The organism is Mesorhizobium sp. M1329, assembly GCF_040318035.1.
In the GTDB taxonomy this organism is placed as follows: Bacteria; Pseudomonadota; Alphaproteobacteria; order Rhizobiales; family Rhizobiaceae; genus Mesorhizobium.
Map to the genome: position 1 here is coordinate 38,771 of NZ_JAMYLN010000023.1, position 25,475 is coordinate 64,245.

General features: G+C 61.6%; 25 protein-coding genes and 1 tRNA gene. 8 read left to right on the top strand and 18 right to left on the bottom strand.

Features of this window, described 5'->3' with window-relative positions; translation table 11 throughout:
• Positions 1-6 precede the first annotated feature (6 nt).
• Both mazG and NKH21_RS21920 read right to left on the bottom strand, forming a co-directional pair.
• Positions 7-831 (bottom strand): nucleoside triphosphate pyrophosphohydrolase, encoded by an 825-nt coding sequence (mazG, locus tag NKH21_RS21915; protein ID WP_352666797.1) that lies wholly within the window; start codon positions 829-831, stop codon positions 7-9.
• Positions 832-993: 162 nt separating this feature from the next.
• A complete protein-coding gene (locus tag NKH21_RS21920; RefSeq protein WP_352666794.1) occupies positions 994-2,178 on the bottom strand; it encodes an amino acid aminotransferase in 1,185 nt (394 codons plus the stop codon).
• Positions 2,179-2,395: 217 nt separating this feature from the next.
• On the opposite strand from NKH21_RS21920, the gene NKH21_RS21925 reads away from it, so the two are divergent.
• From NKH21_RS21925 to NKH21_RS21940, 4 genes are read left to right on the top strand one after another with little or no spacing between them, the layout of a single operon-like run.
• Positions 2,396-2,926: a sigma-70 family RNA polymerase sigma factor gene (locus NKH21_RS21925; RefSeq protein WP_502903421.1), complete on the top strand. Its 531-nt coding sequence runs from the start codon at positions 2,396-2,398 to the stop codon at positions 2,924-2,926.
• Positions 2,926-3,699: an anti-sigma factor family protein gene (locus tag NKH21_RS21930; protein WP_352666789.1), complete on the top strand. Its 774-nt coding sequence runs from the start codon at positions 2,926-2,928 to the stop codon at positions 3,697-3,699. Before NKH21_RS21925 ends, NKH21_RS21930 begins: the two co-directional genes overlap by 1 nt.
• Before the next feature lie 24 nt (positions 3,700-3,723).
• The gene (locus NKH21_RS21935) at positions 3,724-4,431 is read left to right on the top strand and encodes a Bax inhibitor-1/YccA family protein (RefSeq protein WP_352867511.1); all 708 of its coding nucleotides are present in this window, start codon (positions 3,724-3,726) and stop codon (positions 4,429-4,431) included.
• Positions 4,432-4,462: 31 nt separating this feature from the next.
• Complete coding sequence (locus tag NKH21_RS21940; protein ID WP_352666783.1) at positions 4,463-5,014, top strand: DUF2076 domain-containing protein; 552 nt, start codon at positions 4,463-4,465, stop codon at positions 5,012-5,014.
• 102 nt (positions 5,015-5,116) lie between these two features.
• Here the strand turns inward: NKH21_RS21940 and NKH21_RS21945 are convergent, their stop codons facing one another.
• The 9 genes from NKH21_RS21945 to NKH21_RS21985 form a co-directional block, all read right to left on the bottom strand.
• Complete coding sequence (locus NKH21_RS21945; RefSeq protein WP_352867513.1) at positions 5,117-5,707, bottom strand: hypothetical protein; 591 nt, start codon at positions 5,705-5,707, stop codon at positions 5,117-5,119.
• A gap of 191 nt (positions 5,708-5,898) precedes the next feature.
• Positions 5,899-6,717: an MBL fold metallo-hydrolase gene (locus NKH21_RS21950; protein ID WP_352666778.1), complete on the bottom strand. Its 819-nt coding sequence runs from the start codon at positions 6,715-6,717 to the stop codon at positions 5,899-5,901.
• A gap of 3 nt (positions 6,718-6,720) precedes the next feature.
• A complete protein-coding gene (locus NKH21_RS21955; RefSeq protein WP_352666776.1) occupies positions 6,721-7,515 on the bottom strand; it encodes a TatD family hydrolase in 795 nt (264 codons plus the stop codon).
• Positions 7,515-9,101 carry a methionine--tRNA ligase gene (gene metG, locus NKH21_RS21960; protein WP_352666881.1) on the bottom strand — a complete coding sequence of 529 codons (1,587 nt, stop codon included), beginning with the start codon at positions 9,099-9,101 and terminating at the stop codon, positions 7,515-7,517. Before metG ends, NKH21_RS21955 begins: the two co-directional genes overlap by 1 nt.
• Positions 9,102-9,221: 120 nt before the next feature.
• Positions 9,222-10,277 (bottom strand): DNA polymerase III subunit delta', encoded by a 1,056-nt coding sequence (locus tag NKH21_RS21965; RefSeq protein ID WP_352666773.1) that lies wholly within the window; start codon positions 10,275-10,277, stop codon positions 9,222-9,224.
• Positions 10,274-10,948: a dTMP kinase gene (gene tmk, locus NKH21_RS21970; RefSeq protein ID WP_352666770.1), complete on the bottom strand. Its 675-nt coding sequence runs from the start codon at positions 10,946-10,948 to the stop codon at positions 10,274-10,276. Before tmk ends, NKH21_RS21965 begins: the two co-directional genes overlap by 4 nt.
• A 64-nt stretch (positions 10,949-11,012) precedes the next feature.
• A complete protein-coding gene (locus NKH21_RS21975; RefSeq protein ID WP_352666878.1) occupies positions 11,013-12,143 on the bottom strand; it encodes a D-alanyl-D-alanine carboxypeptidase family protein in 1,131 nt (376 codons plus the stop codon).
• A 133-nt stretch (positions 12,144-12,276) separates the two neighbouring features.
• Positions 12,277-13,500 carry a septal ring lytic transglycosylase RlpA family protein gene (locus NKH21_RS21980; RefSeq protein WP_352666768.1) on the bottom strand — a complete coding sequence of 408 codons (1,224 nt, stop codon included), beginning with the start codon at positions 13,498-13,500 and terminating at the stop codon, positions 12,277-12,279.
• A gap of 272 nt (positions 13,501-13,772) precedes the next feature.
• Positions 13,773-14,504 carry a hypothetical protein gene (locus NKH21_RS21985; RefSeq protein WP_352666766.1) on the bottom strand — a complete coding sequence of 244 codons (732 nt, stop codon included), beginning with the start codon at positions 14,502-14,504 and terminating at the stop codon, positions 13,773-13,775.
• 461 nt (positions 14,505-14,965) lie between these two features.
• On the opposite strand from NKH21_RS21985, the gene NKH21_RS21990 reads away from it, so the two are divergent.
• The 4 genes from NKH21_RS21990 to rimO all read left to right on the top strand — a co-directional run bounded on the left by NKH21_RS21990 (position 14,966) and on the right by rimO (position 18,040).
• Positions 14,966-15,055, top strand: a tRNA-Ser gene (locus tag NKH21_RS21990).
• A gap of 281 nt (positions 15,056-15,336) precedes the next feature.
• Positions 15,337-15,744 carry a DUF930 domain-containing protein gene (locus tag NKH21_RS21995; protein WP_352666763.1) on the top strand — a complete coding sequence of 136 codons (408 nt, stop codon included), beginning with the start codon at positions 15,337-15,339 and terminating at the stop codon, positions 15,742-15,744.
• A gap of 171 nt (positions 15,745-15,915) precedes the next feature.
• Positions 15,916-16,575: a TerC family protein gene (locus NKH21_RS22000; RefSeq protein ID WP_352666760.1), complete on the top strand. Its 660-nt coding sequence runs from the start codon at positions 15,916-15,918 to the stop codon at positions 16,573-16,575.
• A gap of 151 nt (positions 16,576-16,726) precedes the next feature.
• Positions 16,727-18,040, top strand: a complete 1,314-nt coding sequence (rimO, locus tag NKH21_RS22005; RefSeq protein WP_352666758.1) for a 30S ribosomal protein S12 methylthiotransferase RimO — start codon at positions 16,727-16,729, stop codon at positions 18,038-18,040.
• A 62-nt stretch (positions 18,041-18,102) separates the two neighbouring features.
• Here rimO and NKH21_RS22010 read toward each other — a convergent pair whose 3' ends face one another.
• The 7 genes from NKH21_RS22010 to NKH21_RS22040 all read right to left on the bottom strand — a co-directional run bounded on the left by NKH21_RS22010 (position 18,103) and on the right by NKH21_RS22040 (position 25,466).
• Positions 18,103-19,170, bottom strand: a complete 1,068-nt coding sequence (locus NKH21_RS22010) for a BMP family ABC transporter substrate-binding protein (protein ID WP_352621764.1) — start codon at positions 19,168-19,170, stop codon at positions 18,103-18,105.
• 47 nt (positions 19,171-19,217) lie between these two features.
• A complete protein-coding gene (locus NKH21_RS22015) occupies positions 19,218-20,192 on the bottom strand; it encodes an ABC transporter permease (protein ID WP_352666755.1) in 975 nt (324 codons plus the stop codon).
• Positions 20,192-21,304, bottom strand: coding sequence for an ABC transporter permease (locus tag NKH21_RS22020; protein ID WP_352666875.1), 1,113 nt, complete (start codon positions 21,302-21,304; stop codon positions 20,192-20,194). The genes NKH21_RS22015 and NKH21_RS22020 overlap by 1 nt, the downstream gene beginning before the upstream one ends.
• Entirely contained in the window at positions 21,301-22,893 is a 1,593-nt protein-coding gene (locus NKH21_RS22025) for an ABC transporter ATP-binding protein (protein WP_502911906.1), read from the bottom strand. The genes NKH21_RS22020 and NKH21_RS22025 overlap by 4 nt, the downstream gene beginning before the upstream one ends.
• A gap of 150 nt (positions 22,894-23,043) precedes the next feature.
• Positions 23,044-24,021 (bottom strand): quinone oxidoreductase family protein, encoded by a 978-nt coding sequence (locus NKH21_RS22030; RefSeq protein WP_352666749.1) that lies wholly within the window; start codon positions 24,019-24,021, stop codon positions 23,044-23,046.
• An 18-nt stretch (positions 24,022-24,039) separates the two neighbouring features.
• On the bottom strand, positions 24,040-24,816 hold the full coding sequence (pcsA, locus tag NKH21_RS22035; protein ID WP_502893794.1) for a phosphatidylcholine synthase: 777 nt from the start codon (positions 24,814-24,816) through the stop codon (positions 24,040-24,042).
• A 35-nt stretch (positions 24,817-24,851) separates the two neighbouring features.
• Positions 24,852-25,466, bottom strand: coding sequence for a DUF1326 domain-containing protein (locus NKH21_RS22040; RefSeq protein WP_352666747.1), 615 nt, complete (start codon positions 25,464-25,466; stop codon positions 24,852-24,854).
• Positions 25,467-25,475 lie beyond the last annotated feature (9 nt).

Below are 25,475 nucleotides of genomic sequence, written 5' to 3' on the forward strand. Positions count from 1 at the left end.
GGGCGTTTACTTCGCGCTCTTTGCCTGCTGCCAGAGCGCTTCCATCTCGTCCAGCGTCGCCTCTTCGAGGCTATTTCCCGACGCTTGCAGCGTCCGCTCGACATAGTGGAAGCGCGACCGGAATTTTTCGTTGGTGCCGCCGAGTGCCGCTTCGGAATCAATTTTGAGGTGCCGGCCGAGATTGACGACCGCAAACAGCATATCGCCGAACTCGTCCTTGATCGGCGCAGTGTCGCCTTTGGCCAACGCCTCGCGTAGTTCGCCGATCTCCTCCTCGATCTTGTCGAGGATCGGCGCCGCCTCGCTCCAGTCGAAGCCGACGCGGGCGGCCTTTTCCTGCAGCTTCAGCGCCCGGGTAAGCGCGGGCAGGGCGACCGGCACGCTGTCGAGAAAGCCTTTGCCATGGTCTTCCGGGTCGAGCCCACGGGTGAGCCGCGCACTGCGTTTCTCAGCCTTTTCCTCTGCCTTGATCTTTTCCCACATGCCCTTGGCCATGCCGGCGCTGCGCGCCTTGTCGTCGCCAAAGACATGGGGGTGGCGGCGGATCATTTTTGTGGTGATGGCCTGGACCACATCGCCGAATGAAAATTCACCGGCCTCCTCGGCCATTTGCGCGTGGTAGACCACTTGCAGCAGGAGATCGCCGAGTTCATCCCGCAGATCGTCCAGGTCGCCGCGCGCAATGGCGTCCGCCACTTCGTAGGCTTCCTCGATCGTGTATGGCGCGATTGTCGAAAAGTCCTGCTCGATATCCCACGGGCAGCCGGTTTCCGGTGCTCGTAGCGCGGCCATTATCTCGATCAGCCGGGAAATGTCTTTTGAGGGTTTCATCAGGCGAACGCTATCCTGCACACGGCTGTGCGGCCAACGGCTTCAGCCGGCGAGGGCGCCTTGTCCACAGATGGGCGGCCAGACCATGATCCCGAACGGACCGACTGCGTCAGCGAAAAGTGGAAGCTGGTTTTCGGAAAGATCATGGTCAACCAAAAAGCATCAGTCGAGCACTGAGACGATCGCCTTGGCGAGCGCATCCATGCCGTCCTCGGGCAGGCCGGCAACGTTGATGCGGCTGTCGCCGACCATGTAGATGGCATGCTCGGCGCGCAACCGCTCGACTTGCGCTTCCGACAGGCCGAGCCGGGAAAACATACCGCGATGGCTGGCGACGAAATCGAAACGATCGGAGTTGGACTGCCGGCGCAGCGCCTCGGCGAACTGGACGCGCAGCCGCAGCATGCGCAGCCGCATCTCTTCAAGCTCTGCCTCCCAGTCGGAACGCAATGCGGGGTCTTCAAGCACGATGCGCACCGCGGCCGCGCCGTGGTCCGGCGGCATCGAATACATGGCGCGTGCCGCCGACAGCATCTGGCCCATCGCCAAATCCGCCTGCGCGCCGTCTTTCGCCATGATCAGCGCTGCACCGACGCGGTCGCGATAGACGGCAAAGTTCTTCGAGCAGCTCGAGGCAACGACCATTTCCGGAACTTTCGCCGCCAGAAGGCGCAAGCCGGCGGCATCCGCATCAAGCCCCTCGCCAAAGCCCTGATAGGCGATGTCGACAAAGGGCAGCAGGCCGCGCTCAACGACAAGATCGGCAATGGCAGCCCATTGCGGGATGTCTAGATTGGCGCCTGTCGGGTTATGGCAACAACCATGCAACAATACGACGTCGCCAGGATTCGCGGCTCTCAATGCATTCAGCATGTCGTCGAAGCGAACCGCACCAGAAGCAGCGTCGAAATAGGGGTATTCGCGTGTCTGCAGGCCAGCGGCGCGCATCACCGGCATGTGGTTCGGCCAGGTCGGATCCGACAGCCAGACCATCGCGTCGGTGCGGGTCCTTTTCAGCAGCTCTGCTACCAGCCGCAGCGCGCCGGAGCCGCCTGGCGCCTGCGCCGCACGAATGCGCGTCATGTCGGCTGCTGGGCCGAACACCAACCTGGCCATCGCCGCGTTGAAGGCGGTATCGCCGGCAAGGCCGAGATAGATCTTGGTATCCTGGCCTTGCAGCAGCCGCTTTTCGGCTTCGCGCACCGCGCGCATCACCGGCGTTTTGCCGTCGCGATCCCTATAGACGCCGACCCCGAGATCGACCTTGTCGGCACGCGGGTCGGCGCGATAGAGGCCGATCAAGGCCAGGATCTTGTCGGCAGGCGCGGGCTGGAGATTTTCGAACATCGATAAGGTTCCGTTGGCGGCGGAGTGATACGCAAACCGGCCATACTTTGCCAGCAGTTTCATATGCGCCAACTCGGCGTCGGTCTGCCTCGAGGGCGGCCGATACTATCTGCCGGGCGAAGGCAGGCGCGGTATCTCCCAGAACGCGAGCGCGGCGAGCCGCAAGAAAATTCGGGGAGGGCGGGATTAAAATGCCGACCTGCTCCGTAAACAGGACATGAAACGGCCGATGCCACGCTTCGATATTCTGGGACAGCTCGGTTCACTGCGCCGCTATGCACGCTCGCTGACACGCGACAGCGCCGATGCAGAGGATCTGGTGCATGATGCGCTGGTGCGTGCCTACGAGCGACGCGGCAGCTTCCGCTCCGGCGGAAATCTTCGCGTATGGCTGCTGTCGATCGTCCACAACGCGTTCATCGACGGCTTGCGATCCCGCAAATCCGAAGCAATGCGCATCGAACAGGCCGGCCATCTGGCCGAGGCGAATGTCCAGGCTCCGCAGGAACATTCGGTCCGTCTGGCGCAGGTGCGCGACGCTTTTTTCGAATTGCCGGAGGAGCAGCGTTCGGCGTTGTATCTCGTCGCCATCGAGGGGCTTAGCTATAGCGAGGCGGCCGAGATCAGCGGCGTGCCGTTGGGCACGCTGATGTCGCGCATCGGCAGGGCGCGTGCGGCCCTGCGCGAGATGGAGGACGTGGCACCGGCACGCGCAAAAGGCCATCTGAAGATCGTCGGAGGTCGGTGATGAACCAACTGCGCGATCCCGTGACCGACACCGATCTCGACGCTTATGTCGACGATCAGCTGGACGTGGCTCGTCGCATCGAGGTCGAGGCGTTCCTTTCGGCTCGCCCGGAAGCGGCCGCGCGGGTGATGGCCGACCTGCGGATGCGTGACGAATTGCGTGTGGCGCTTGCCGGATCGAAAGGCATGGCGCGGCCCGCGACGGCCGATGCTGCACGGCGGCTGGAACGGGCATTGGCGCGCGGCCGCGTCCTTGGTGCTTTGCAGAGAGCGGCGGCGGTCGCTGTCTTCGTCGCCGCCGGCTGGCTTGCGAACGGGCTCATCGGGCCGATATCGGTGACGGAAGTCGTCGCTTCGACCCATCCGCCCGCCTATGTAGAAGAGGCGGTGCGGGCGCACCGCACGACACTCATGCGTGAGGCGATGTCGTCCCAAACCGCGGCACCCGGCTACAACGCCGATGAAATCCGCGCCGCGACTGCGATCGTGATGCCATCGCTGCCAGCGGACTGGACGGTCCGTGACGTGCAGATCTATCCATCGCAATTCGGCCCGAGCGTCGAGATGGCCGTCGAGACAAAAGAGATGGGGCTGGTCTCGCTGTTCGCCATCCGGCCCGGAACATTCGACGTCGTCAAACCGACTGTCGTTCCCTCGGGCGAAGTTTCCTCGGCCTATTTCCAGATCGGCGAGGTCGCCTACGCGGTCGTCGGACGCAGCGATGTCGGCGGTCTCGATCGCACGGCCGAAGCGCTCGCCAAAACGCTCTACTGATCGACCTTCAAGAAGGAGAACCACATGAACAATCTCGGATATATCGGGGCCGGAGCCCGAGCCGGAGCCGTCTACGACGAAGGTCTGCGCCGGCACATGCTGCGCGTTTATAACTATATGGGCCTTGGCCTCGTCGTCACGGGCGTGATCGCGTTCTTGGTGGCTTCCACGCCCGCCCTTTACGTGCCGATCTTCTCCACCCAGCTGAAATGGGTGGTGATGCTTGCCCCGCTGGCCTTTGTGCTCTTGTTCTCGTTTCGGATGCAGACGATGTCGGCGGCCGGCGCCCAGGCGATGTTCTGGGCATTCTGCGCGGTCATGGGGCTGTCGCTGGCTTCCGTGTTCCTGGTCTTTACCGGCACCAGCATCGCACGCACCTTCTTCATCGCCGCCACCATGTTCGGCGCGACCAGCCTTTACGGCTACACGACCAAACGCGACCTGACGCAGTTCTCGTCGTTCCTGATCATGGGCCTGATCGGCGTGGTGATCGCCAGCATCGTCAATATCTTCCTGGGCTCGACCGCGCTCCAGTTCGCGATCTCGGTGATCGGCATCGCCGTCTTCATCGGCCTCACCGCCTGGGATACCCAGACTATCAAGGAGCAGTATGCGGAAAACTTCGGTGCGGAATCACAGCAGAAGCTCGCTGTCTTCGGTGCATTCTCGCTCTATCTGAACTTCATCAACATCTTCCAACTGCTGTTGAACTTCACCGGCGAGCGCGAATAGCCGGCGTTGGACCAAGACCGGAGTTGACATTATGGACAGAAACGATCAACAGGCGATCGGACAGCTCTTCGAGAAATTGGCAAGCGTCGAGCGCCAGGCGCCGCCGCGCGATGCCGAAGCAGAGCGCTTCATCCAGGACCAGATCACCCAGCAGCCTGGGGCGCCATATTACATGGCCCAGACGATCGTGGTGCAGGAGCAGGCCCTGAACGCAGCTCAGGCACGCATCGAAGAACTGGAAGAGCAGGCGCAGCAGCCGGCCGGCGGTGGACCGCTCAGCGGCTTCTTCGGCCGCAGCGGCGGCAGGCGCTCAGGCTCGGTTCCGCGGGTAGGGCGCACCGCTTCCGTTGCAACTGGAGGGCCACAGGACACGCCACAGCGGGCAGGCGGCGGTTTTCTTGCCGGCGCCGCGCAGACCGCGATGGGCGTGGCGGGCGGCGTGCTGCTCGGCAACGCGATCGCCGGCATGTTTGGCGGCGAAGCGAAGGCAGCTGAACAGCCGACGCCGCAGCCGGACGAAGCCGATCAGGCAGGCGATTCCAGCTCCGATAATGGCGGGGATTTCGGTGATATGGAGTTCTGACGAGCGACCTAGCCCGTGCCTGTGCTGGCGCTGGTGACAATTGCGGGTCAGCATAGGCGAGGCGGCGAGGGCAACATCCGGGAAGCGAGCCCTCGCCGGCGGCTAATAGCCCAGGCGCTTCAGTTCAGCCTTGACCGTCGCGATCGTCTTGAAGCGGAAGTGCTTCGTTGTGCCGTCGCGCCAATGGCAGTCGCATGTGGCGTCGAACTTCCGGCTCGCTTTCAATTGAGTCAGCGCCTTCTGGCCTGGCTTGGGGTCATCGAAGATGCGAACTTCGTACAGCGTCCCTTCGACATCGTAGTGCATCTGAGCCCAGGAAAGTATCACGATCAGTTCTTTTGCCGGGTCGTGGTCGGCGTTGGCGAGGCCCAGCGCTATGTCCGGTGTGTCGCCCTCTTGTTCACCGAGCGTGACCTGGATTGCCCGATACCTGTTGTCAGCTAGCCGTTGCAGCGCGACGAGCGGGCGTTCCGGATAGTCCTCAGCGGTCTGGTAATCGACAAAGAGTGTCTGGAGGCCGTTCCAGCTCACGGCTGTGGTGTGCGGATCGGCGTTATCCGCGAACCCAACCACACGTTTCGCGAAAGCCAGGTCATTCTCGCCTGGAGCACGATCAAAGTCCTGCGCTCGCGCGCCAGTGAGCGCGCACGCGAGGGTGAGGGCAAGAGTTGCGAGCAGCGGGAGTGTCTTCATGATTCGCAACCCTAGCATGCCCGCTGTTGCGAATGTCCAAGAGTGACCGGTCTGATCTCACCGCCAACGGATGCTATAGGCTTTAGTCGCATAAGATAGATTATGGAACTGACGTGGCCGATTAGATGTGGCGTGAAGATAGCACCTCGCGAGATCCAACCCGGGAACCCCAGCCGTAAAACCTTGGTCCTTCACGCTGATTCATAAGGGATTTCGATCGTCATGCCGTCATAAGCAGGCTCGACGTTATCAGGCGTCTCGGCCATTACCGTGGCGTAGTCGAGCGGCACATGCATATGCGTCAGCACCGCGTTCTTCGGCGCCAGTCTTCCGATCCAGCCAAGCGCCTGGCCAAGCGACAGATGGCTCGGATGGACGGTGTATTGCAGCGCGTCGATAACCAGCATGTCCAGCCCGCGCAAACGCTTGGCGGTCGCCTCCGGAAAGTCGCTGACGTCAGGGCAATAAGCCAGCCCGCCGATGCGGAAACCCAGCGAGGTGATGTCGCCATGGAGCTGCAGCAGCGGTTCGAGGGTGAGGGCGCCGCCCTCGCCTTCGATCACCACCGGCCTGTGGTGGTCGATGATATGGGCGTTGACGATCGGCGGATACGAACTGCCTTTCGGTGTTTCGAAACAGTAGCGGAACGCCTCGCGTAGGCGCAGCATGGTGGCCTGATCGGCATGGATGTCGATCCGGTGGCGCTGCTCGAGCACAAAGCCGCGCAAATCGTCTATGCCGTGGATATGGTCGGCATGCGGATGTGTATAGACCACCGCATCGATGCGCTTGACCGATGCCAGCAGCATCTGCTCACGGAAATCCGGGCCGGTGTCGATGACGACCGTGGTTCGGGCGCCACTCGCCGCGATTCGCTCGACGAGCGCTGCGGTGCGCGTGCGCCGGTTCCGGGGATTCGCGGGATCGCAATTGCCCCAGTCGCCGGTGATGCGTGGCGTGCCCGGCGATGAGCCGCAGCCGAGGACGGTAAGGCGTAACCGGTCGCTCATGCGTCAGGCGCCCGGCGCGCTCGGGCGCGGCATTTTCCTGAACAGCCGGAAGAAATTATCCGTGGTGATATCAGCGATTTCGGCCTCGCCGACGCCAATCGTCTCGGCCAGCACCTTGGCTGTATGCGCGACATAGGCGGGCTCATTGCGCTTGCCGCGGAACGGTATCGGCGCCAGATATGGCGCATCGGTTTCAACCAGCAGACGGTCGCGCGGCGTATCGGCGGCGACGGCGCGCAGCTCGGCGGAGTTTTTGAAGGTCAGGATGCCGGAAAACGAAACGTAGCCGCCAAGCGCCACACCGATCTCGGCCAGCCTGCGTCCGGACGAAAAACAGTGCAGGATGAAGGGGAAGGCGCCCTTCCCTGTTTCTTCTTCGAGTATATCAGCCATGTCATCGTCGGCGTCGCGCGAATGGATGACCAGCGGCAGACCGGTCTCGCGCGCCGCAGTGATGTGGGTGCGAAAGCCCTGCGCCTGTGCATCGCGCGGCGCATGATCGTAGAAATAGTCGAGCCCAGCCTCGCCGATCGCCACGACTTTGCGATGAGCAGAGAGCCGCACCAGATCATCGACAGTGACATCAAGCTCTTCGGCCGCATTGTGCGGATGGGTGCCAACCGAGCAATAGACCTCATCGAAAGTTTCGGCAATCTCAAGCACTTGGCTAAATCGCTTCACCCTCGTCGAGATCGTCACCATTCGGCCGATGCCGGCCGTAAGGGCGCGGGCGACAATGGCCGCCCGCTCCTCGGCGAAGTCCGGAAAGTCGAGATGGCAGTGACTGTCGACCAGCATCAGGCGCTTGTATCCGTTTGCTCGACATAACGTGGAAATACCGGTTCCGGCGCCGGCAGAGCCGTGCCTGAAACCAGCGCGTGAGCCTCGGCGACATGCGCGAAGTCGCGGCTGTCTGGCGGCACCGCCAGCAGGTCGAGCAGCTTCGCCGCCGAAGTCGGGACCACGGGCTGGCAAAGGATCGCGATGCGCCGGATCGCCTCAGCGGTCGTCCACAACACCGTTTCCATGCGCGCCGGATCGGTCTTCTTCAGCGCCCATGGCTCCTGCCCGGCGAAATAGCGGTTGGCTTCGGCTACTACGCCAAAGATCGCCGCCAGAGCAAGGTGGATGCCCTGGTCGGCCATCGTCCTGCGCGCCGTGACAAGGGCGGTATCTGCCTGATCGAGGATCGCTTTGTCGGCATCGCTCAATTCGCCGCGCTTAGGCACCACGCCGCCGCAGTTCTTGGCGATCATCGACAGCGAGCGCTGCGCCAGATTGCCGAGATCGTTGGCGAGGTCGGCATTGGTGCGGTTGACGATGGCATCGTGACTGTAGCTGCCGTCCTGGCCGAACGGCACTTCGCGCATGAAGAAATAGCGCACCTGGTCGAGGCCGTAGTGCTCGATCATCGCGAACGGGTCGACGACATTGCCGACCGACTTCGACATTTTCTCGCCACGGTTGAACAGAAAACCATGTGCGAACACGCGCTTCGGCAATTCGATGCCGGCCGACATCAGGAATGCCGGCCAGTAGACCGCGTGGAAGCGGATGATGTCCTTGCCGATGACGTGGACGTTTGCTGGCCAGAAAGACCATCTCTCATTAGCCGGATCCGGATAACCGGCGGCGGTGATGTAGTTGGTTAGGGCATCGACCCAGACATACATCACATGCTTCTCATCGCCGGGCACCGGCACGCCCCATTTGAATGTGGTGCGCGAGATCGACAGATCCTTCAGGCCGGATTTGACAAAGCTGATGATTTCATTGCGCCGCTCCGCCGGTCCGACGAATTCGGGGCTGTTCTCGTAGAGCGCGAGCAGTCTGTCCTGATAGGCGGAAAGGCGGAAGAAATAGCTCTCTTCCTCGGTCCATTCGACAGGCGAGCCGAGCGGTTCGCGGCGCACGCCGTCGTCACCGACCTTGGTTTCGGCCTCGTCGAAATAGGCTTCCTGCCGCACCGAATACCAGCCGCTGTAGCGGTCGAGGTAGATGTCGCCATTCTCCGCCATGCGCGTCCAGATCGCCTGGCAGGCCTTGTAATGACGCTCCTCGGTGGTGCGGATGAAAACATCGTTCGAGCAACCGGTCGCTTCGAGCATCGAGCGAAAGATCGCCGAGTTGCGATCGGCAAGCGCTTTCGGCGTCAGGCCTTCGGCGTCCGCCGTCTGCTGCATCTTCAAACCGTGCTCGTCGGTTCCCGAGACGAAGAAGACGTCCTTGCCATCGAGCCGCTGGAAGCGGGCCAGCGTGTCGCTGGCGATGACATTGTAGGCATGGCCGATATGCGGCTTGCCGTTCGGATAGAAAATCGGCGTCGTGACGTAGTATTTTTCGCGTGCCATGGATGAGCCGTCATGAATGTCTGAATGAAAGATGTCGCGGTGAGATATCGCATCGAAACGGCAATTGCCATCCGACGCCAATGTGGTGGCTTCGAAGTTCCTGCGATTGATTGGGAATCAATACTCAGGGCTCAAAAGCCACGCCAGCGGCCGTCACATTCGCATTGCAGAATTCAGGCGGTCGATCATGGTCAGGGCGTGCTGCTTTTTGTCGAGGTTGTAGGTCTCGGTTTCAGATATAGCGTTCAAAGCCTCGTGCCAAGTATCCGACAGCGTTTTGGCCCGCGCGAGATCGCCGGCGAGCGCGGCCTGGCTGGCGCAGGCCGACAGCAGATCAAGCGCGCGGCGATTGAATATCTCGAACGGGATCGCCTGGTCGCGGCCGGCGACCGCCTCGGCAAGACGGTAGGCGCCTGCGACATCTATCTTTTTGGACATCACCAGAGCGTCGAGGGTGGCGGCGATTTCAAGCCCGCCATACTGCGTCAACAGGATCGCATTGCGCGCGCTGCCCCCTGCCCGCTGCGCCAGCGCCGCGCGCGCCGCAGGATCCTCCGGTGGCGGCGGCTCGATGCCCTCCAGAATCGTCATCAAGCTCTCGGCATCGAGCGGCGCCAACCGCACCATCTGGCAGCGCGACCGGATCGTCGGCAGCAGACTGCCCGGCGCATGGACGATGAGGATGAACAAGGTGCGCGCGGGTGGCTCTTCAAGATTCTTCAGCAAGGCATTGGCAGCATTGGTGTTCATGTCGTCGGCGGGATCGACGATAACCACCCGGTAGCTGCCGTCGTGCGAGGTCAACGACAGAAAACGGCTGACCTTGCGGATTTCGTCGACCGTGACCACTGTCTTGAAGCTCTTGGTCTTGTCGTTGGCGGGGCGTGTAAGATGCAGCACCGAAGGATGTGCCCCGGTGGCGATCTGACGAAACAGTGACGAAGCCGGATCTGGAACGGCAAGGCTTTCCGGCGCCTGCTCGAAGGCCGGGTGCTTCAACAGATGATGCGCCAGGTGAAAGGCCAGCGTCGCCTTGCCGATGCCAACCGGTCCGGCAAAGATCAGTGCGTGCGGCAGCTTTCCCGAGCGGTAAGCGGTGGCCAGCATGTTGGCCGCTTGCAGGTGACCGACAAGACGTGGCGTCTCGGATGGCTCTGGCACCCCGTCCAGCGTGTCGTGCTGTTCGGGCGCGATGCGTTCGAAAATCATGCCGGCGCCGCCTGCCTTCTTTGCGCCGGCATCATCCTCTCGAGAGCCGCAAAGACGGTGGCGGTAACGACATCCTCCACCGCATCTAGGTCGGCTGACGCATCGACGACGACGCAGCGTTCGGGTTCAGCTGCGGCGATCGCGAGAAACGCCTCACGCCGGCGTTGGTGGATGGCCAATGTTTCCTTCTCGAAGCGGTCCGGTCCGTCAGTGCTGCCCCGCCGGGCGGTAGCGCGCCTCAAGCCCTCGGCAGGGTCGATGTCGAAGATCAGTGTCATGTCCGGCACCATGCCGTTGATGGCGACCTTCTCCAACGCGTCCATGAATGCCGGGTCGAGGCCGCCGGTGACGCCCTGGTAGACGCGCGAGGAATCCATGAAACGATCGCAAAGCACGACTGAGCCGCGCTCGACCGCCGGCCGGATGACCTGTTCGACATGGTCGGATCGCGCAGCGGCGAAAAGCAACGCTTCCATCTTGGGGCCGAACGGCTCGGCTGCGCCTGAAAGCAGGACATGCCTGACGGCCTCCGCGCCCGGCGAGCCACCCGGCTCACGTGTCACCAGCACATCGTATTTCTTGGCGCGCATCTTCTTTGCCAGTCGCTCGATCTGCGTCGACTTGCCTGCTCCTTCGCCGCCTTCAAAAGTGATGAAAAATCCGCGCGCCAAAGCCTTTGTCCATACTTCGGGGACCGTATAGTCCCGGCGGGAAAAAAGGTCCACCGCGACGGTGCTAACGCAGCCAGCCGACGGCCAGTTCCTTGGCGGCATCGAGCGCGCGCTGCGGCAGCGAGCCGACACCGATCGACTCGGCGGCAAACAGCGGCGTCTCCTGGCTCAGCGTATCGCCGATCCAGACGCGCAGCGCACCGACCGGCTGCCCCTCCTCCACCGGCGCTGCAACCGGTCCGTCATAGACGATCCTGGCGGTGAGCTTGTCGCGGTTGGTGATCGGCAGGAAGATCTGCACCGGTCCTTTTGCCTTTAACGCGACACCGGACTTGGCGCCGCCAAAGACCTGGGCTTCGCCAACCACTTCGTCCTTGGCGAATATTTCAGTCTTCTCGAAGGAGCGAACGCCCCAGTCGAGCAGCTTTCGCGCTTCCTCGGCACGCTCACGGTCGTTTGCCAGGCCGCTCATCGCCGCGATCACCCTTGTGCCATTGTGGCTGACCGAGCCGACGATGCCGAACCCGGATTGCTCGCTCGCGCCGACCGCGAGCCCGTCGGCGCCTACATCCATGGCCAGCAGCGGATTGCGGTTCCTCTGGGAAATCTTGTTCCAGGTAAAATCCTTCTGGCCGTAATAGCGGTAGAGATCCGGGTAGTTGCGCCAGATATGCAGCGCCAGAAGCGCGAGTTCGCGAACGCTCGTTTGCTGCCCATCGGCCGGCAGACCGGTGGAATTGACGAAGGTCGATTTCTGCAAGCCGATCTGGCGGGCACGCTCGGTCATCTGCGCCGCGAAGTTTGCCTCGGACCCGGCCATCCCTTCAGCGATGACGATACAGCCGTCATTGGCCGCCTGCACGGTCACGCCCTGGATCAGGTCTTCCAGCCTGATCGTCGACTTGAGCTTGGCGAACATGGTCGATGTCCCCGAAGGAGCGCCGCCTTTGCGCCAGGCGTTCTCGCTCACCACGAAGGTGTCATCGAGCGTCATGCGCCCTGATTTGATGGCGTCGAAGACCACTTCCATCGTCATCAGCTTGGCCAGCGAGGCCGGCGGGATCAAGCTGTCGGCGTCCTTGGAAAACAGCACGGTTCCGGTGTCGGCATCGATCATGAAGGCCTGCGCGGCCTTGGTCTCGAAAAGCTGTGCTGAGGCCGGCGCAAGCGAGAGCAGCAGCAGGCCGAGCGCCATAAGCCCGGTGAAAGGGTGAAAAAATTTCATCAGGGTTCGACCAGTGAGCCGGCGCTTTTGCAAGTTGGCGGAAGCCATCAGGCTTTTCCCTGGCGGATCAATCGCGCACGAAAAAAACCAGGCAGCCCCGAGCTCAGTTGCGTACAGCAAGCGCATCCGGCGCACCATGCGACCACGCTGCCTGCAGCATCTCGTCCAGGCTACCACGGCCGTCGGCAAAGAGGTTGACCGAGTACCAGTCCTTGCCTTCAAGTTCCGAGCGCTGGATCTCGGTCTTGCCGAAGCTGGAAAGCTGGGCCGCCACACGCTCCGCTTCGGCGGCATCCTCGAACGAACCCGCCGCGACATAGGCCGCGGGCGACCCGGTTGGAGGAGCTTGCCGCTTCCACGATTGAAGAATTTCGGCGGGCGACATGCCGGCGCCATCCAGCTCGGCGAACGCGTTGGAGGCACGCTGCACGCGCTCGTCCGCATAAGACAGCGACGCCACGGTGAACGGCGATTGCGCCGGCAGGTTGATCTCCGGACGCTCTGGCACGATCGGGCCGAAATCGGGCAGTACAATGTCTCCCGAAGCAGATGCTTGCACCGCCATGACAGGCCCTGCATCGGATCCCTGCCCGGAATTTGTCAGCTGACCGGGGAACGGCACGGCAGCAGCGCTCACGGGCAGGCTTGGCGACGGCCCATTCATCGCGACCATGACACCGCTGGGCAGACCGTCCGACGGATCCGGCGCCCTGTTGCCTGGACGATACGAAGCCATAAGATACTGCCCGTCATTGCCTTCGAGCGGCGCACGGCCGACATATTCGACCTTCACCTCGGCCGTACCGATATTGGCATAATCGAGCATTTCAGCAGCGCGCTTCGACACATCGATGATGCGTCCATCATGATAGGGTCCGCGATCGTTGACGCGCACAATCACCGAGCTGCCGGTCTTCATGTTGGTGACCCGCGCATAGCTCGGCAGCGGCATGGTCGGATGCGCCGCCGTCAGATCTGCCATGTCGTAAACTTCGCCGTTGGCGGTCAACCGGCCGTGGAACGCCTCACCGTACCAGGACGCGAGGCCAACCTTGGCGTAACGTTTGTCTTCCTTCGGATAATACCACTTGCCGCGCACCTGATAGGGCTTGCCGAGTTGGTCGCGTCCCCGAGATGTCTTGAACATCACGCGCGGGCTGGCTTTCACGCCATACTCGGCTTCCGAAAAATATTCCTTGGAACGAGGTTTCTTGTTGACCATCGCCTTTTGCTGCGGCCCGGCACATGCCGCAAGAAAGGCTGCCGACAAGGCAAACAGCGCGAAAGCGGAAGCGCGACGAAGACGCGGGCGCGCCGTGGTCTGCATATTTTGATCGTCCCCTATAGCATCGACGAAGGCACCGCAGCATGAACGTCAGCGATGCCAAAGCACCCACTCCAGAAACGCCGGCGACGCCCTACCCCAACCCTTTTTGTGCGCAGGAATTGTTTATCACCGTATTAACCGATTGTGGTCGGAACCGGGCGAGATTGTGGCACGGATCGTCTCGCCGATCGGCATGAAAGTCATCGCTTATCGATCAGCAACGCGGTTCGTGGCCCGCCTTGCCCTTGGCCTGGCCTGGCTGCCAGCGCAGATCAGGGACCGAAGATCACAAGCTCGGTGAACGTCAGATCTCCAGGTGCGGGTGGTCTGGGACCTTTGAAGTATTTCAGCCCCTTGTTGGGCCGGTACCATCCCACCAAACCTGGAATCGGCTCCTTGGCGTCGACAAAGCAAACCAGGATTCCGCTTCGCAAGAGAAACCGCCCCGTCGCACCGGCGCAGCGGCTCAAATCCGCAAGCGAGCGGCAATAGATGACCTGATGGGATCGGATAGCACCGTGCAACATTCGGCGCGGCATCAACACCAGGGGGAACGCTGCTCCGTCGCAAATGCAGATCAACGACAGGCAGCCCAGCGCGGCGTGTTCCTCGAGTATGTATCTCTCATCCTCGGGCAGCATCGCCAATTCCGGAAGATCGGGACGCACTTCGACTACGCGACATGACCGCTGCGCCGAACTTAAAGCCGGCAAGAAGGTAAATTGTCCGCTGGAGAAGAGCCGAAAGCCGAGCGCCCGGTTGGCTTTCAATGTCGCTTGTGCCGGCGAAATGTTCGTGTAGGTCACGTCCTTCCGCTTGAGAACCGCCGCTACCAACATGGCACCATAAGGACGGAATTCTGCATCGACTGACCAGCTTGAAAGATTGCAGCGGATTTCCTCGCTCTCCGACCCCTGATAGCGAGCATAAAGGGTGAGCACAACGCCGACGATCTGACCGGCGTGCTCCAAGGCAAAGCCATATTGTGGGAACTCGGCAACCACAGGCCGCTGCGACAAGCGGGTCAGAGCGTGTGTCCAGTAGCTCCGGTTACGCGCCGGAAAGCCCCTGCACAGGCAATCGACCACTCCCTCCCAGTCGGTTTCGCAGATTGGTCTACAGCGGAGACCGGGCGGGAGAGCGCCAAGTACGGCCAAAATCAACTCCAGAATACGATTTACTTACATGTCCCTAATGCGCTCAACATATCAGCGCTCAACGATTAATACTCCGTGCGGGTTTTAAAAACGATTTTCCACACTCAGCACAAAACACAGCTCGCCATGGCGCTTCTCACCGTCCTGGATCGCGCCGAAAGGTGCGGCCGCCACGGTTGACTTGGCGTTGAATGCGGCTTTACAGGAATGGAACGCGAACCGGTCGGGGAACGTCCTGGTGCCAATCCGGTACCGACAGCTCGAACCCGCTCCTCTCGCGATATCCTAAGTGATTGAAAAGTCACCTTGGAGGGATGGCCGAGCGGTTTAAGGCACCGGTCTTGAAAACCGGCGTGGGTGCAAGCCCACCGTGGGTTCGAATCCCACTCCCTCCGCCATATCCGGCCAATTTCTTCAATCCTGCAGGCATGACGTCGAGTTTTCCGCTCGTCGGATTCTCGACTGCCTGGTTTTAACAGGCCGGTCCGCGTCGGGGAGAACCGCCGCTCTGCCCCATGCCGCGCGCCACCTCTCGCGTCGCTGAAATGCGACAGGTGCTGATCGCGGCAACGATACCAGGTACCGGTGATACTATTGCGTAATCAACAACCTGCCACAAAGCGAAGACTGTCACCCGCCGCGCAGCCGCGCTTCGTCGGGTTGATTTCTCCGCCCGGATATGGTGCTTCTCCCGCCTATGAATAGACTATTTTCTGCGGTCCTCGCATGGACGATAGTGGCTTGGCCGGCCAGCGCAATGGACAGCGCATTGCGCGCCGGCCTGCTGAAACTCGATCCGCAAACCCGGCTGGAGCAGCGATGCGACGCCGAAATTCTCGACCGGATTACCCGCGACGACCACAAATACAAAGCCGATCGTGTCGTCGCCTACGCTTTTGCGACGCCCGAAATGGGCGCCGATGCGATCAAGAGCCCGGGTGCTGCGTTTCGCAGCAAGGGACAATGGTACCGGCTGAAATTCAGATGCGAGACAGCGCCGGACCAGGTGGAAGTCCTGCAGCTCCGCTACCGGATCGGTGATGAAATTCCGGAAAGCGACTGGCCCAAATACAACCTCTATAACTAGGCATTCGGGAGCTGTGGCCGCATTTTGCCAGTGTTTCGGCCCGATTGTCGCAAACTCTGTATATAGCTGACCTTGTTCCAACCAGTCCCTTGACGCGCGGGAACCATACACGTTAGGCCCTCCAGGCATTCGACGCGAACGGTCGGCCAACCAGCAAGGGACTTCCAGTCGATGGAAATTTTCACTGCCGCGGGCTTCTCTGCCCTGCTCCAGGTCATCGCCATCGACCTCGTGCTTGCAGGCGATAACGCCATCGTCATCGGCCTGGCCGCGGCGGGCTTGCCGGTCGAGCAGCGCAAGAGAGCGATTCTCATCGGCGTGGTGGCGGCGACGGTGCTGCGTATCGGTTTTGCCGCGATCACCGTCACTCTGCTGCAGATTGTCGGCCTGCTGCTGGCCGGCGGCATCTTGCTGCTGTGGGTGTGCTGGAAGATGTATCGCGAGCTGCGCACGTCGCATGCCGACGAGGTGGAGGCGACCGAAGCGCTGTCCAATTCCGATATCAACAGCGATCATATGGTGGCCGGCAAGGCGCGTAAGAAGACCTTGGGTCAGGCGGCATTGCAGATCGTCATCGCCGACGTGTCGATGTCGCTCGACAACGTGCTGGCGGTCGCCGGCGCAGCGCGCGATCACTTCCAGGTGCTGGTGATTGGCCTCGTCCTTTCGATCGCGCTGATGGGCCTTGCCGCGAGCTTCATCGCCAAGCTGCTGCACCGCCATCGCTGGATCGCCTATATCGGCCTTTTGATCATCTTCTATGTCGCACTCGACATGGTCTACCGGGGCGCGGTGGAAGTCTTGCCGCATGTCAGCAGTGCGGTGAGCTGACGCGTCGACTCGAATTCGCATCGGCCGGCCTTTCAGCTTCGGCGAGCCTTCGTCGAAGCTGGCGGTTGCGTTTCGCCGCAGCCGCTGCCCATACCAATGCGGCAACAAGTGTGATACTGCGCCGCCAATCCTGAAAATCCGGAAAGCTTTGATGTCCGCCCCTCGCGTCAGTTTCGTCAGCCTTGGATGCCCGAAAGCCCTTGTGGATTCGGAGCGCATCATCACGCGCCTGCGCGCCGAAGGCTACGAGATCGCCCGCAAGCACGACGGTGCCGACCTGGTCGTCGTCAACACTTGTGGCTTCCTCGATTCGGCCCGCGACGAATCACTCAACGCTATCGGCTCGGCACTTTCAGAGAATGGCAAAGTCATCGTCACCGGCTGCCTCGGCGCCGAGCCGGACGTCATCCGTGAAAGACATCCCAACGTCCTCGCCATCACCGGCCCGCAAGCCTATGAAAGCGTGATGGCGGCAGTGCATGAGGCTGCCCCCCCGAGCCACGATCCCTACATCGACCTTTTGCCGCCGCAGGGCGTCAAGCTGACGCCGCGCCACTATGCATATCTCAAGATTTCGGAAGGCTGCAACAACCGCTGCACCTTCTGCATCATACCGGCGCTGCGTGGCAACCTCGTATCGCGGCCCGCCGCCGACGTGTTGCGCGAAGCCGAGAAGCTGGCCAAGGCCGGCGTCAAGGAGATCCTCGTCATTTCGCAGGACACAAGCGCCTACGGCATCGACATCAAGTATCAGGCAAGCCAGTTCGGCGACCGCGAAGTACGGGCGAAATTCTTGGATTTGTCGGAGGAACTCGGCAAGCTCGGTGTCTGGGTGCGCATGCACTATGTCTATCCCTACCCGCATGTCGCAGACGTCATCCCACTGATGGCCGAAGGCAAGATTCTTCCCTATCTCGACATTCCGTTCCAGCACGCCTCGCCGCAGGTGCTGAAGAATATGCGTCGGCCAGCTCATGGCGAAAAGACGCTCGAGCGCATTCGCGGCTGGCGCGAAGTCTGTCCGGACCTTGCCATCCGCTCCACCTTCATCGTCGGCTTCCCCGGCGAGACGGATGACGATTTCGAGATGCTGCTCGACTGGCTGGACGAGGCCAAGATCGACCGCGCCGGCTGTTTCAAATACGAGCCGGTTAGAGGCGCCCGCTCCAACGAGCTCGGCCTCGAGCAAGTGCCGCAGGAGATCAAGGAAGCCCGCTGGCACCGCTTCATGCAGCGCCAGCAGAAGATTTCGGCAACGCAGCTCACCAAGAAAATTGGCAAGCGCCTGCCGGTCCTGATCGACGAGGCGCATGGCAATGCGGCCAAGGGCCGGACCAAATACGATGCGCCCGAAATCGACGGTTCGGTCCATATCCAGTCGCGGCGGCCATTGCGCGCCGGCGACATCGTCACGGTCAAGATCGAGCGCGCTGACGCTTACGACCTTTACGGCTCAGCTGTCTGATATTCCGTCCAAAACAAAAGGGCGCCGCGTGGCGCCCCTTCGTTCGATATGTTTCCGGCTGCCTACTGCGGCAGCTTGTCGTCGACGCCCTTCACGTAGAAATTCATGCCGAGCAGCGTGGCGTCGTCGGCGACCTCGCCCTCCTTCAGCCAAGGTGTGCCGTCCTGCTTGGCGATCGGCCCGGTGAAGGGGTTCCAGCCGTCGGCGATCTTCTTGGTGGTGGCTTCGGCCATCGCCTTGACGTCGTCGGGCATGTTGGTGAACGGCGCCAGCTTGACGGCGCCGTCCTTAATGCCGAGCCAGACATTGTCGGGCTTCCAGGTGCCGTCGAGCGCCGCCTGGACGCGGCTGATGTAGTAGGGACCCCACTCGTCGGTCAGCGCGGTCAGCTGCGCGTGCGGCGCGAACTTGATCATGTCGGAGGACTGCCCGAAGCCGTGCAGCTTGCGCTCCTCCGCCACCTGCAAGGCAGCGGTCGAGTCGGTGTGCTGGACAATGATATCGGCGCCCTGGTCGAACAATGCCTTGGCAGCGTCGGCCTCCTTGCCCGGATCGAACCAGGAGTTCACCCACACGATCTTCGCCTTGAAGTTCGGGTTGATCGACTGTGCGCCGAGCATAAAGGAATTTATGCCCATCACCACTTCTGGGATCGGGAAGGAAACGATGTAGCCGGCGACGCCCGACTTCGATTGCTTGGCGGCGATCTGGCCAAGCACGTAGCGGCCTTCATAGAAACGCGCATTGTAGATGCCGAGATTTTCAGCCGTCTTGTAACCGGTGGCATGCTCGAACATCACCTTGGGAAATTTCTTGGCGATCTTCACTTCCGGGTCCATGAAGCCGAAGGACGTGCCGAAAATGATCTTGCATCCCTCGCGCGCCAGGCGCTCGAAGGCGCGATCGGCATCGGGGCCTTCGGAGACGTTTTCGAGATAGGCGGTCTCGACCTTGTCGCCGAGTGCCTTTTCCACCTCGAGGCGACCTTGGTCGTGCTGGTAGGAGTAGCCGAAATCGCCGATCGGGCCGGTGTAGACCCAGCACGCCTTCAGCTTGTCCGCCGCCTCGGCTGAGGCCGCCAATGACAATGCGGCCGTCGTCGCCATCAGGGCAATAAGCAGTTTTTTCATTGTGTTACCTCTCTGAGTTAAGCCTTGGAGCTTCCGTCTTTTTGTTGTCAACGATCCGGAACGAATGGCTGGCCCAAGGAGGCCGGCGTGTTCATCATCGTCAAACGCTTGTTGCGCGAGATTAGAACGAGAACCACGACGGTTGCCAGATAGGGCAGCGAAGAAAGCAGTTGCGAGGGAAACGATTTTAAGAACGAAATTAACTTGTAGAGCAACCAGGGGGCGTCGACGAAGTCCTGCAGATTTATGGCTTGGACGTGAAGCTGGCCAACCCAGATCGCGCCGAAAATATAGGCGCCGGCCAGCACCCGCCATGGCCGCCAGGAGGCGAAAACGACCAGAGCCAGCGCGATCCAGCCGCGGCCGGCGGTCATGTTCTCCACCCATTGCGGTGTGTAGACCAGCGATAGGTGACCGCCGGCGAGGCCGGCACAAGCGCCGCCGAAAATCACTGAGAGATAACGGTAGCGGATGACGTGAATGCCAAGCGCATGGGCGGATGCATGGCTGTCGCCGATCGAGCGCAGCGTGAGCCCGGTGCGGGTCTTGAACAGGAACCACATGACGGCGGCGGTCAGCGCGATCGAGATGTAAAAGATTGGATCCTGACCGAACAGCAGCCTGCCGACGACCGGGATTGCGGTCAGGCCGGGAATATCGAGGTTAGGCAATCTCTCGCCGGGCTGGCCGACAAAATTCGTCCCCATCATGCCGGAAAGACCGAGGCCGAGCAGTGTCAGGGACAGGCCGGTTGCCACCTGGTTGGTGGCCAGCGACAGCGTCATGACGGCGAACAGCAGCGAGAACACTGCCCCCATGGCAATTGCCGCCAACAGCCCTATCCACGGCGAGCCGGTGAGATAGCCGGCGCCGAACCCGCCGACCGCACCCATGATCATCATGCCTTCGACGCCGAGATTGAGCACGCCGGAACGTTCGACCACCAGTTCGCCGATCGCCGCGATCAGCAGCGGCGTCGCCGCCGTGGCGATGGTCAAGAGTATGTTGACGGTGATGTCCATCAGCGGGCTTCCTCCAGTTTCGGCGCCGCCTCGAGCTTCGGCGCGGAAAAGCCGGTCAGGCGAATGCGGTAATGGATGAGCGTGTCGCAGCCGAGCACGAAGAACAAAAGCATGCCCTGGAACACTCGCGCCACCTTGTCGGAGATGCCGAGCGCGCTTTGCACTGCCTCGCCGCCGAGATAGGTCAGCGCCAGCACAAGCCCTGCGGCGACGATGCCGAGCGGATTGAGCCGGCCGAGGAATGCCACGATGATGGCGGTAAATCCGTAGCCGGGCGAGATCACCGGCTGCAATTGTCCGATCGCGCCCGAGACCTCCGAAATCCCTGCAAGTCCGGCCAGTGCGCCCGACAGCAGGAAGGCAAAGAAGACCATACGGTTAAGGCCAAACCCGGCGAAGCGCCCTGCCCTCGGGCTTGAGCCGAGCACGCGGACCTCGAAGCCTTTTAGCATGCGGCTCATCAGGATCCAGATCAGTATCGCCGCGATCAGCGCGAAGACAAATCCCCAGTTTGCCCGGCCGGATTCCGGGAGGAGTTCCGGCAGTATGGCCGAGTCGTTGAACTGGATGGTTTGCGGGAAACCATGCCCCTGCGGATCGCGCCATGGCCCGCGCACCAGCCAATCGAGGAAGAGCTGGGCGACATAGACCAGCATCAGGCTGGTCAGGATCTCGTTGGTGTTGAAGCGCGTCTTCAGCAGTGCCGGGATTGCAGCATAGGCGGCCCCGCCGACCATGCCGAGCAGAAGCATCAGCGGCAGCACCAATGGGCCTTCCAACTGCGGAAACAGCACGGGGATGATCGAGCCGACAATGCCGCCCAGGATGAACTGGCCTTCGGCGCCGATGTTCCAGATGTTGGCCTTGTAGCAGACCGACAGTCCGACCGCGATCAGGATCAGGGGGGCGGCCTTGATCGCCAGCTCATGCAGCTGCCAGACCTGGCTGATCGGTTCGATGAAGTAGATGCGGAACGCAGTCAACGGGTTGACGCCGAGCAGCGCGAACATGATGGCACCGGCAATGATCGTCAAAACGAAAGCGATGAAAGGCGAGAGTGCCGAAAACAGCATCGAGCGCTGCGGGCGTTTTACAAGTTCGAGGCGCATCAGGCCGTCTCCAGCGTATGTTCGGCATGCCCGGGTTCGGCGCCGCCCATCAGCAGCCCGATCTTCTCGAATGTCGCTTCAGCTATCGGCAGCGGCTTCGAAAGTTCGCCATTGTGCATGACCGTGATCGCATCGGAAATCTCGAACAGCTCGTCGAGGTCCTGGCTGATCACCAGCACCGCCGAGCCGCTGCGCGCCAGTTCGATCAGCGCCTGGCGGATGTGGGCCGCCGCACCCGCGTCGACCCCCCAGGTCGGCTGATTGACCACCAAGACGCTCGGCCGGCGGTCGAGTTCGCGGCCAACGATGAATTTCTGCAGATTGCCGCCCGAAAGAGCCGCAGCCTCCGGATCCGGCGAGCTCTTGCGCACGTCCATTGCCTTTATGATGCGCTGGGCAGCGGTATAGATCGCATCGCCCTTGACCATTCCACCGGCGCTGACAAACATCTTGCCATCGGTGGCGTGGCGCGACAGGAGCAGGTTCTCCGAAAGCTTCATGCGCGGTGCTGCGCCATGGCCGAGCCGCTCTTCCGGGACGAAGGCAGCGCCCATCAGGCGCCTGCCTGTGATGGTGAGGCCGCCGGCATCCTTACCGCGGATGCGGACCGAGCCGGCATCCTGCTGCAGCACCTCGCCGGAAACGGATTCGAAAAATTCGCCCTGGCCGTTGCCCGCCACACCGGCAATGCCGATCACCTCGCCGGCGCGGACTTCAAGATTGATGTTCCTGAGCGGGATCGAGAACGGGGTCGCCGGCTTGCGGGTGAGTTCGCGGATTTGAAGCAGCACCGGCGCGGTCTCGATACCCTCGGCCGGCGCCCGCATCACGGCCTGCACCTCGTTGCCGACCATCATCCGCGCCAACGAAGACGCGGTTTCCTGGCGCGGATTGCAATGGCCGACCACCTTGCCGTGACGCAGCACGGTGGCGCGGTCGCAGATCCGTTTGACCTCTTCCAGCCGGTGCGAAATGTAGAGGATGGACTTTCCTTCCGAACGCAGCCGTTCGAGCGTCTCGAACAGCTTATCGGCCTCCTGCGGCGTCAGCACCGAAGTCGGCTCGTCGAGGATGATGAGTTGTGGCGTCTGCAGCAGGCAGCGGATGATTTCGATACGCTGACGCTCGCCGACCGACAGATCACCGACCAGCGACAGCGGATCGAGAGGCAGGCCGTAACTGTAGGAGAGCGCCCTCGCCTTGGCCGCGATCGTGCTGATCGGCGAGCCGTCATCCAGCGACAGCGCGATGTTCTCCGCAGCCGTCAGCGCTTCGAACAGCGAAAAATGCTGGAAAACCATGCCGATGCCGAGCTTTTTTGCGGTACCGGGGCTGGTGATCCTGACCGCCTGGCCATTCCAGAAAATCTCGCCGGAATTCGGTTCCAGCGATCCAAACAGCATTTTCACCAGGGTCGACTTGCCGGCGCCGTTCTCGCCAAGCAACGCATGGATCTCGCCCTTGGCGATGTTGAGATCGACATGGTCGCACGCCGTCAATGTGCCGAATATCTTTGTGAGGCCGCGAACCTCAAGCAGGTTTGCGCCGTCCTGATCTGCACTCACGGTGCCTCCATCTGGTTTGCCAGACATGTTCTGTGTTCCCGCAAGCATCGTATGCGCGGGCTGCTCTCTACGGTAAGCGCCTCGCGACTTGAAAGAGCTTCAAGAATTTCAGCGGAAACTCAAGCGGTAAAGAGCAGTTCGCAAGAACGGCGGCGTTGGCGGGCCGAAAATGCGGGCTCAAGGGATAAGTATTGTTGTCCCGGTGGTCCGGCGCCCTTCGAGATCGGCATGCGCCTTGCCCGCATCGCTGAGCGCGTAACGCTGGTTGATCTTGATCTTGACGGCGCCGCTGAGCACCACATCGAACAAGGCGGCGGCGGAAGCCTCGAGATCTTCGCGCCTGGCATTGTAGACGAACAGCGTCGGCCGCGTTGCGAACAGCGAGCCCTTCTGCGCCAGCAGCGAGATGCTGAAAGGTGGGATCGGCCCAGACGATTGACCGAAGCTGACGAACGTGCCGAGCGGCCGCAGGCAATCGAGCGAGGCTGGAAACGTGTCGTTGCCGACCGAGTCATAGACAACGTCGCATTTCTTGCCACCGGTGATAGCGGCAACGCCGGCCACGAAATCCTGTTCGCGATAGTTGATCACGTGGTCGAAGCCATGCGCCTTGGCGATCTCGATCTTGTCGGTGGAACTCGCCGTGCCGATCACTGTCGCGCCGAGATGCTTGGCCCATTGGCCGAGGATCAGCCCGACACCGCCGGCCGCCGCATGAAACAGGATCGTGTCGCCAGCTTTCACCTTGAATGTACGGCGCAACAAGTACTCGGCGGTCATGCCCTTTAGCATCATCGCTGCGGCCTGTTCGTCGCTGATGCCGTCCGGCACCTTCACCACGCGGTCGGCGGCGATCACGCGCTGCCCGGCATAGGCGCCGGTCGTCACGGCGTAGGCGATGCGATCGCCGGGTTTGAGCCAGTCGACGTCCGAGCCGACATCCAAGACCACGCCGGCCGCCTCGCCGCCGGGGATCAGCGGAAATCCGCCCTGCGGCGGATAAAGGCCAGAGCGATAATAGACGTCGATGAAATTGAGACCGATCGCGGTGTGCTTGACCAGGATCTGTCCCGAGCCCGGCTGCCCGGGATCGGCATCCTCATAGGTCAGGACCTCCGGGCCGCCATGGGCATGGATGCGGATCGCTTTGGACATTTTCTGGCTCTCTTGGGATCAGGCTTTCTTGTCCGGCTTGGCGCCGAGATTTGGGAAGAACTGCATGATAGCGCCGATGCAAGCGAGGTAAAGTCCGGTGACCGTAATCCCGATCTTGATGAAATCGCTGACCTGCTCGCCCAGCACGCCAATCTGGTCGTAGAAGGAGGCAAGTGCGGCCTGCGCCAGCGCCAGCGCGCCGAAAGCGCACCAAAGCAGCGTCATGCCGAGATTGATTGGCCGCAGCCGCTTCACCCGCACCGGATGGATGAAATTGATCGGCACGAAGGTGAGAATGCCGGCCACCACGACCACGGCGAAGGAAACCCATTGTCCGGGCTCGATGACGAACAGCGTGAACACCACCATGTTCCAGACGACCGGAAAGCCCTTGAAGAAATTCTCCTTCGTCTTCATGCCGGTATCGGCATAGTAGATTGCGCTCGACACCACGATTATCGCCGCCGACAGGAACGACAGGCGCTCGCCCATGAAGCCGCGCTGATAGAGCGCGAAGGCCGGAATCAACACGTAGGTCACGTAGTCGATGATGTTGTCGAGCAGTTCGCCAGACCATGTCGGCAGGATTTCCTTGACGTCGAGCTTCCTGGCGATCGGCCCATCGATGCCATCGACGAAAAGTGCCAGGCCCAGCCACCAGAACATCGCCGTCCAGCGCTGCTCGCTTGCTGCCACTAGCGACAGAAACGCCAGGAATGAGCCCGACGCGGTCAAGAGATGGACCGAGAACGCCCGCGCCTGCGGCCATGTGACTTTCTTCTTCGGCCGCGGAATCCGGTCGGCGATTTTCCTGGCCGTCGTCTTCTTGCTCACGGGCCCCGCCAGTCCAGCTTGCAGATTTCGGCCGAACGGCCAGCAAAGTTCCAGTTGCGGCCAAAGGCCCGCATTTTGCTCTTGTCGGATTTGGCGACGATGATTTCCGGCGCAATCCAGTATTCCGAATTGCTGATGACCGTATCCTTGTCGCGATCCTTTCCGGTGATTGGCGTCACCGCGCCATCGATGATCTTCGGTATCTGGAAGATGCGCGTTTTCTCACGCGTCTCGTAGGTGATCGGCACCTGCTCGGCGCCGAGGAACTGTCCGACCAGGATGGAGAGCAGCGATGTGGTTCCACCGGCCTTGCCGGTGAAGATCTTGGTCAGTGCCTTCATAGCGTAAACCGAGGCGCGCTTGTCGATGAACAAACCGGCCGTCCAATTGCCGCGACTCATATAACCGGGGATTTCCATGACCAGCCCAAGATTGAGACCGGACAGGTCGACCTCGCCGAAATGACCGGCATCGATGCGGAATCCGGCCCAGGTCTGGCAATAGCCTTCGGTCGGCGGATGATTGCCGAGCGACAGCACGCAAGGGCAAAAAACCGTGCAATTGCAGGAGAGGACGAGCTCTCCCTTCATTGCCCAGTTTTGATCCGTCATCGAATTCTC

Excerpts from the sequence above, each read along its gene's own strand:
- mazG (WP_352666797.1), bottom strand. The coding sequence starts at position 831 with ATGAAACCCTCAAAAGACATTTCCCGGCTGATCGAGATAATGGCCGCG.
- NKH21_RS21920 (WP_352666794.1), bottom strand. The coding sequence starts at position 2,178 with ATGTTCGAAAATCTCCAGCCCGCGCCTGCCGACAAGATCCTGGCCTTG.
- NKH21_RS21925 (WP_502903421.1), top strand. The coding sequence starts at position 2,396 with ATGAAACGGCCGATGCCACGCTTCGATATTCTGGGACAGCTCGGTTCA.
- NKH21_RS21930 (WP_352666789.1), top strand. The coding sequence starts at position 2,926 with ATGAACCAACTGCGCGATCCCGTGACCGACACCGATCTCGACGCTTAT.
- NKH21_RS21935 (WP_352867511.1), top strand. The coding sequence starts at position 3,724 with ATGAACAATCTCGGATATATCGGGGCCGGAGCCCGAGCCGGAGCCGTC.
- NKH21_RS21940 (WP_352666783.1), top strand. The coding sequence starts at position 4,463 with ATGGACAGAAACGATCAACAGGCGATCGGACAGCTCTTCGAGAAATTG.
- NKH21_RS21945 (WP_352867513.1), bottom strand. The coding sequence starts at position 5,707 with ATGAAGACACTCCCGCTGCTCGCAACTCTTGCCCTCACCCTCGCGTGC.
- NKH21_RS21950 (WP_352666778.1), bottom strand. The coding sequence starts at position 6,717 with ATGAGCGACCGGTTACGCCTTACCGTCCTCGGCTGCGGCTCATCGCCG.
- NKH21_RS21955 (WP_352666776.1), bottom strand. The coding sequence starts at position 7,515 with ATGCTGGTCGACAGTCACTGCCATCTCGACTTTCCGGACTTCGCCGAG.
- NKH21_RS21965 (WP_352666773.1), bottom strand. The coding sequence starts at position 10,277 with ATGATTTTCGAACGCATCGCGCCCGAACAGCACGACACGCTGGACGGG.
- NKH21_RS21975 (WP_352666878.1), bottom strand. The coding sequence starts at position 12,143 with ATGGCGCTCGGCCTGCTGCTGCTCTCGCTTGCGCCGGCCTCAGCACAG.
- NKH21_RS21980 (WP_352666768.1), bottom strand. The coding sequence starts at position 13,500 with ATGCAGACCACGGCGCGCCCGCGTCTTCGTCGCGCTTCCGCTTTCGCG.
- NKH21_RS21995 (WP_352666763.1), top strand. The coding sequence starts at position 15,337 with ATGGTGCTTCTCCCGCCTATGAATAGACTATTTTCTGCGGTCCTCGCA.
- NKH21_RS22000 (WP_352666760.1), top strand. The coding sequence starts at position 15,916 with ATGGAAATTTTCACTGCCGCGGGCTTCTCTGCCCTGCTCCAGGTCATC.
- rimO (WP_352666758.1), top strand. The coding sequence starts at position 16,727 with ATGTCCGCCCCTCGCGTCAGTTTCGTCAGCCTTGGATGCCCGAAAGCC.
- NKH21_RS22010 (WP_352621764.1), bottom strand. The coding sequence starts at position 19,170 with ATGAAAAAACTGCTTATTGCCCTGATGGCGACGACGGCCGCATTGTCA.
- NKH21_RS22015 (WP_352666755.1), bottom strand. The coding sequence starts at position 20,192 with ATGGACATCACCGTCAACATACTCTTGACCATCGCCACGGCGGCGACG.
- NKH21_RS22025 (WP_502911906.1), bottom strand. The coding sequence starts at position 22,893 with ATGTCTGGCAAACCAGATGGAGGCACCGTGAGTGCAGATCAGGACGGC.
- NKH21_RS22030 (WP_352666749.1), bottom strand. The coding sequence starts at position 24,021 with ATGTCCAAAGCGATCCGCATCCATGCCCATGGCGGCCCGGAGGTCCTG.
- NKH21_RS22040 (WP_352666747.1), bottom strand. The coding sequence starts at position 25,466 with ATGACGGATCAAAACTGGGCAATGAAGGGAGAGCTCGTCCTCTCCTGC.